Consider the following 4,301-nt stretch of genomic DNA (forward strand, 5'->3'; position numbering starts at 1 on the left):
AACACCGGGTACGCCTCGTACAGCTCACGGCCCATCCCCAGCCGCTGGCTCCCCTGCCCCGTGAACAGGAACGCCACCCGGCCACCGGCCACCGAGCCCTCGACCAGCCCCGCAGCCGACTCGCCACGCGCCAGGGCGTCAAGAGCGGCACGGTCGTCACCGACTATCACCGCACGGTGGTCCAGCGCAGCGCGCGTGGTGGCGAGGGAGTAACCGAGGTCGCTCGGAGCGATCTCCGGGTGCTCCTCCAGGTGCGAACGGAGCCGCACGGCCTGCGCACGCAGCGCGTCGGCGGTCTTCGCCGACAGGACCCACGGCGTCACACCAGGCGTCGCCGCCTCACGTGGTGCCTCGTCCTCAACAACAATCGGCGCCTGCTCCAGCACCGCGTGAGCGTTGGTACCGCTGAAGCCGAACGAGGAGACGCCCGCACGGCGCGGCTGACCGGTCTCCGGCCACGGCCGGGTCTCGGCCAGCAACTCGATGTCGCCCGCCGACCAGTCCACGTGCGGCGACGGCTCATCCACATGCAGCGTCCGCGGCAGCACACCGTGCCGCATCGCCAGCACGACCTTCATCACACCTGCGACACCCGCGGCCGCCTGCGTATGGCCGAGGTTCGACTTCACCGACCCCAGCCACAGCGGCTGCCCCTCCGGCCGGTCCTGACCGTACGTGGCCAGCAGCGCCTGCGCCTCGATCGGGTCACCCAGCGCCGTGCCCGTACCGTGCGCCTCCACCACGTCCACGTCAGAGGCCGACAGACCACCGTTGGCCAGCGCCTGCCGGATCACCCGCTGCTGCGACGGGCCGTTCGGCGCCGTCAGACCATTGCTCGCGCCGTCCTGGTTCACCGCCGTACCACGCACCACCGCCAGCACCGGGTGGCCGTTGCGCCGCGCGTCCGACAGCCGCTCCACCAGCAGCATGCCGACACCCTCACCCCACCCCGTGCCGTCCGCGCCCGCCGCGAAGGCCTTGACCCGGCCGTCCTGCGCCAGCCCCCGCTGACGGCTGAACTCGATGAACGCGCCAGGGGTGGACATCACGGTCACACCACCGGCCAGCGCCATGGAGCACTCACCGGCCCGCAGCGCCTGGACCGCCGTGTGCAGGGCGACCAACGAGGAGGAGCAGGCGGTGTCGATGGTGAGGGCCGGGCCCTCCAGACCGAAGGTGTACGCGAGTCGGCCCGATATCACGCTGGCCGCGTTGCCCGTGCCCACATGGCCGTCGATGCCGTCCTGCTCACCGGCCAGCAGCACCGACAGATAGTCCTGGCCATTGGTACCGACGAAGACACCGGCCGTCGAACCACGCAGCGTCGCCGGGTCGATCCCGGCCCGCTCGAACGCCTCCCACGACGTCTCCAGCAGCAACCGCTGCTGCGGATCCATGGCAAGGGCCTCACGTGGTGAGATCCCAAAGAAGGTCGGGTCGAACTCCGCCGCGGCGTCGAGGAAACCGCCGTCGCGGGCGTACGAGGTGCCCGGCTGATCCGGGTCCGGGTCGTACAGCGCCTCCAGGTCCCAGCCCCGGTCCGTGGGCATACCCGAGATCGCGTCCGTACCGGACATGAGCAGCTGCCACAGCTCCTCGGGAGTCTCCACACCACCCGGGAACCGGCAGCTCATCGCCACGATCGCGATCGGTTCGTCATCGGCCACCACGGTCCCGGCGACCGCCGGGCCGTCCGCACCGGCCACGTCCCCGCTGAGCAGCTCGGTGAACAGGTGGTCGGCCAGGGCGATCGGCGTCGGGTAGTCGTAGATGAGCGTGGCCGGAAGCCGCAGCTCAGTGGCCGCGTTCAGACCGTTACGCAGCTCCACCGCGGTCAGCGAGTCGAAACCGATCTCCCGGAACGCCCGCTCGGCACCGACCTCCGCCACATCGGCGTGGCCCAGCACACCCGCGACATGCGTACGTACCAGATCCAGCAGCGCGCGCTTCCGCTCCGCTTCGGGAAGTCCGAGCAGCCGCCCGGCCAGCGCGGAAGCCGACTCGGCACCGCCCTCGCCACGCCCGCCGGAGTCCCCTCCGGCGAGGTCCCGGACCGGCGCCAGCTCGGCCAGCAGCGGACTCGGCCGAACAGCGGTGAACGTCGACAGGAAGAGGTCCCAGTCGACGTCCGCCACCGTCACGACGGCCTCCGGGCGGGACAGGGCCCGCTGGAGAGCGACCAGGTTCAGGTCCGGCGCCATCACCCGCAGGCCACGGCGGCGCAGCTGCTCCTCGGCGTCGCCCTCGGCGGCCATACCGCCGTCCGCCCACGGGCCCCAGGCCACGGCGGTCGCGGGCAGGCCACGCGCCCGGCGCCGCTCGGCCAGCGCGTCCAGGAACGCGTTGCCCGCCGAGTACGCGCCCTGGCCGCCGCTGCCCCAGATACCGGCGATGGAGGAGAAGAGGATGAAGGCGTCCAGGGGGTCGGACGACTCGTCGAAGATGCTGTCGAGGTGGATCGCCCCGGCCGTCTTCGCCTCCACGATGCGGGCGAACTCCGCCACGTCCCCGTCGGTGCCGGGCTCCTGGGAGACACCGGCCGCGTGCACCACGGCCCGCACCGGCGTACCGTCCGCCGCAAGCCGCTCCACCAGCGCCTCAAGCGCCTCGCGGTCGGCCACATCGCAGGCCTCGACGGTCACGGCGGTGTCGGTGCCGGACAGTTCGGCCACGATCTCGGCCGCGCCCGGCGCGTCCGGGCCACGGCGGCTGAGCAGCACCAGTCGCTCGGCGCCATTGCGGGCCAGCCAACGGGCCACATGCCGCCCCAGCGCTCCCGTACCGCCGGTCACCAGCACGGTGCCACGCGGCGTCCACGGCTCGGCGGACGCGGCGGCCGCGTCACGCGGAGCCCGCACCGCACGCCGTACGAAAACCCCGGCAGCGCGGATCGCCACCTGATCCTCGCCGCTCACTCCGGTGAGCACACCGGCGAGCCGGTCCAGCGCACGCCCGTCCAGCGACTCCGGCAGATCGACCAGACCACCCCAGCGCTCGGGCCACCCCAGCCCCAGGGCCCGGCCGAAGCCCCAGAGTTGCGCCTGCGTCAGGCTGTCGAGCCGGTCCGCACCACCGGTCGAGACCGCGCCCCGGGTGGCACACCACACCCGCGCCGAGGCATAGCCGTCCCGCTCGTCCAGCGCTTCGACCAGCGCACCGGTCAGCGCGAGACCGACCGGCACCGCCGGATGCTCCGGATGCGGCCGCTCATCCATCCCCAGCAACGACAGGACCCCGGCCACCGGACCATCGGCCGCCGCCGACGCGAGGTGCCCGGCGAGCAGTTCCGGATCGGCGTCCGCCGTGTCCAGCTCGGCCCGCACCACCCGCACCCCGCGCCGCACCAGGTCATCAGCGACGGCGGCAACCCAGGGATCGTCCCCACGACCCGCCGGAACCGCCAGCAACCAAGTGCCCGTCAGAGCGGCCGTCTCCGACGACCCACCCCGGACACGGGTCTGGGGCTTCCAGACGACGTTGTAGAGACGACCGTCGACGGTGGACAGCTCCCGCTGTTCACGACGCCACGACGACAGGGCGGGCAGGACCGCGCTCAGCGGCTGGTCGCCCTCGACCCGCAGTTCACCCGCGAGCGCCTCCCAGTCCCCGCGTTCCACCGCCTCCCAGAAGCGTCCGTCGACCACGTTCACGGCCGGGGCGCCCGACGCCGCTGCCTCCGGAGGGGCCTCAAGCCAGTACCGGCGGCGCTGGAAGGCGTACGTCGGCAGCTCGACCCGCTCGGCGCCGGTGCCCGCGTAGAACGCGGTCCAGTCCACCGTCACTCCACGCACATGCGCCCGCGCGACCGCCACCGTCAGCGACTCGGCCTCGGGACGGCCCTTGCGCAGCACCGGTACGAAGGAGGCCCCCGCACCCGCCCCCGAAACACACTCCTCCCCCAGGGCGCTGAGCACACCGTCCGGGCCCAGCTCAAGGAACGTGGTCACGTTCTGGGCTTCGAGCGCGCGGACACCGTCCAGGAACCGGACCGCCTCCCGCACATGCCGCACCCAGAAGTCCGGGCTGGTGATCTCCTCGGCGGACACCACGGAACCGGTCAGGTTGGAGACGATCGGGATGCGCGGGGCCTCGTACGACAGCCCCTGCGCGACCTCGCGGAACGCGTCCAGCATCCCGTCCATACGCGGCGAGTGGAAGGCGTGGCTGACCGTGAGCCGCTTGGTCTTCCGGCCCCGCGCCTCGAAACCCGCCGCGATCTCCAGCGCCGCGTCCTCGTCACCCGCGATGACCACGGACGACGGGCCGTTGAGGGCGGCGATGCTCACCCGGTCGGTGAGCAG

The 4,301-nt window shown here is 72.6% G+C and carries 1 protein-coding gene; it reads right to left on the minus strand.

Features of this window, described 5'->3' with window-relative positions; genetic code table 11:
* On the minus strand, positions 1-4,301 hold a 4,301-nt coding region (locus ACZ6CL_RS42770), incomplete at both ends, for an SDR family NAD(P)-dependent oxidoreductase (protein WP_468946954.1).

It is taken from the genome of Streptomyces sp. NPDC041200 (assembly GCF_055591805.1).